Below are 2,696 nucleotides of genomic sequence, written 5' to 3'. Positions count from 1 at the left end.
GCCCACGCTCGCCGAGAAGCTCGGCGTGGCGAAGGGCGAGACCGTCGCGGTGCGGGGCGACCTGCCGCTGCCCGAGCTCGACGACGCRCTCGCCGGGGCGGCGCGGGTGCCGCCCTGGGAGTCCGACGTGGTCGTGGTCGTGGTGCGCAGTGACGACGAGCTCGACGCGCTGCCGGTGTGGTTCCGCGAGTGCGGCATCGGCACCCACGTGTGGGTCGTGCACGGCAAGGGCCGGGAGAGCACGGCCCCCGGCGACACCGCGGTGCGCGCGGTGATGCGGTCGGCGGGATGGCGCGACACGAAGGTCAGCGCCGTCGGCGGCCCCTGGTCGGCGACGAGGTACTCGCCGGTGCGGGCGTCATGAGCGGCGTCGAGGTGCTGCGCTACGCGGCGTTCACCGACGATCCCGACGGCGGCAACCCCGCGGGCATCGTGCTCGATGCCTCCGCGCTCGACGATGCCGAGATGCAGCGGATCGCCGCGGAGGTCGACTTCGCCGAGACGGCGTTCGTCACCGGGCGCCACGGCGACGCCCGCGTGCTGCGGTACTTCTCGCCGATCGCCGAGGTGCCGTTCTGCGGGCACGCCACGATCGCGACTGCCGTGGTCATCGCCGAGCACGAGGGCCCCGGCCGGGTGACGTTCGACACGCCCGTCGGCGAGATCGTCATCGACACGAGCGACGACGGCTCCGGTCCGCGGGCGGCGTTCACGAGCGTCGACACCGACCTCGCGCACTTCCCCGAGTTCGTGCTCGACGCGCTGCTCGAGCTCATCGCCGTCGACCGCACCCAGCTCGACGAGCGCTACCCGCCGCGGCTCGCGTTCGCCGGCAACTGGCACCCGGTCATCGTCATCACGGAGCCGGCGGCGTTCGACGGATTCCGCTTCGATCCGGGTGCGGTGCGGGCCTTCATGGACGCGCAGGGCTGGCCGGCGACCATCATCGTGCTGCATCGCACGATGGACGCGGCCGACGGGGTCATGCGATTCGAGGCCCGCAACCTCTTTCCCGTCGGTCGCATCACCGAGGACCCGGCCACGGGCTCCGCGGCGGCGGCGGTCGGCGGATACCTGCGCGGGCTGGGAGCAGTGCGCCCGCCGCAGCGCGTGCGCATCGAGCAGGGGCGGCATGTCGGGCGGCCCGGCGAGCTCCTGGTGGACATCCCCGAGCACGGCGGCATCGTCGTGAGCGGTCGCGCCGTGCCGATGCGCTGAGGGCGGGGCTAGGCTCGAACGCGGCGCCACGGAGCATCCGCTCGCCCTCGTCGACCCGCCACGCGAACTCGGAGGACTCCCCATGCAGACCCGCACCCTCGGACGCACCGCCCGCACCGTCTCGGTGATCGGCCTCGGCACCTGGCAGCTCGGCGCCGACTGGGGCGACGTCGACGAGGCCGACGCGCTCGCCGTGCTCGACGCCGCCCGCGAGGCCGACGTCACGTTCTTCGACACGGCCGACGTCTATGGCGACGGCCGCAGCGAGACGCTCATCGGGCGCTGGCTGCGCGAGCACCCCGACTCGGGCGTCACCGTCGCGACGAAGATGGGCCGACGGATGCCGCAGGAGCACGACAACTACTCCCTCGAGCACTTCCGCGCCTGGACCGATCGCTCACGCGCCAACCTCGGCGTCGACACCCTCGACCTCGTGCAGCTGCACTGCCCGCCCACCTCGGTCTACGGCGACGACCGCGTGTTCGACGCCCTCGACACGCTCGTGGAGGAGGGCGCCATCGCGAACTACGGCGTCAGCGTCGAGAAGGTCGAGGAGGCGCTCACCGCGATCGCGCGTCCCCACGTGGCATCCGTGCAGATCATCCTCAACGCGTTCCGGCTGAAGCCCCTCGACGACGTGCTGCCCGCCGCCCGGGAGGCCGGCGTCGGCATCATCGCTCGCGTGCCGCTCGCGAGCGGGCTGCTGTCGGGCCGCTACACGCTCGACACGGAGTTCGCCGCGAACGACCACCGCAGCTTCAACCGCCACGGCGAGTCCTTCGACGTCGGCGAGACCTTCTCGGGCGTCGACTACGCCACCGGCGTGCGCGCGGCCGGCGAGTTCACCGAGCTGGCGAGGTCGGCGGCACCGGATGCCTCGGCCGCCCAGGTCGCCCTCGCGTGGATCGCCGCGCAGGACGGCGTGAGCTCGGTCATCCCCGGGGCGCGCAACCCCGAGCAGGCGCGCGCGAACGCCGCGGCCGGATCGCTCGAGCTGCCCACCGGGTTCGACGAGTCGGTGCGCGAGCTGTACGACCGCGAGATCCGCGCCCAGGTGCACGCCCGCTGGTAGGCAGCGCCCCCGCCCGGCGCGGGGCAGGAAACGATTTCCCACAACGGCCGACGGAATCGATACGCTGCACACGTGGGGTGTCGGCGGGGGGCTGACGGAAGCTCGAGTCGGGCGCGACGACGCGGCCGGCGGGACTTCGCGCTGCGGCGCGCGGTTTCGAACCCATTCCCTCGGCGCGATGTGGCGTGCGATGGATCGGCACCCCGATCCCATCGATGGAAGGAATGCCGGGTGAACACACTGGGGGACATCACTTCGGAGCAGTCAGGGACGGGAGCGGCGCGGGGGCGGCTGCGCTCGCTGGGCGGTCGAACGCCGGCCGCACGCACCGCCGCACTCGCCGCTGCCGGCCTCATGGTCGTCGCGCTGGGGGTCGTGCATCAGGCGCAGACGGCCCATGCCGCCG

General features: G+C 73.2%; 2 protein-coding genes and 1 pseudogene. All 3 read left to right on the top strand.

The window, feature by feature from the left end:
- Positions 1-364 (top strand): annotated as a pseudogene (locus AC1DY2_RS18390) (hypothetical protein); the annotation flags it as partial.
- Positions 361-1,218, top strand: a complete 858-nt coding sequence (locus AC1DY2_RS18385; RefSeq protein WP_476763725.1) for a PhzF family phenazine biosynthesis protein — start codon at positions 361-363, stop codon at positions 1,216-1,218. The pseudogene AC1DY2_RS18390 and the gene AC1DY2_RS18385, both read left to right, overlap by 4 nt.
- Positions 1,219-1,300: 82 nt before the next feature.
- On the top strand, positions 1,301-2,290 hold the full coding sequence (locus AC1DY2_RS18380; protein WP_476763724.1) for an aldo/keto reductase: 990 nt from the start codon (positions 1,301-1,303) through the stop codon (positions 2,288-2,290).
- Positions 2,291-2,696 lie beyond the last annotated feature (406 nt).

Source organism: Agromyces sp. P1_H4, assembly GCF_056405255.1.
Note: the sequence above shows the minus strand (reverse complement) of the source record. Positions and strands in the feature narration are given on the sequence as shown.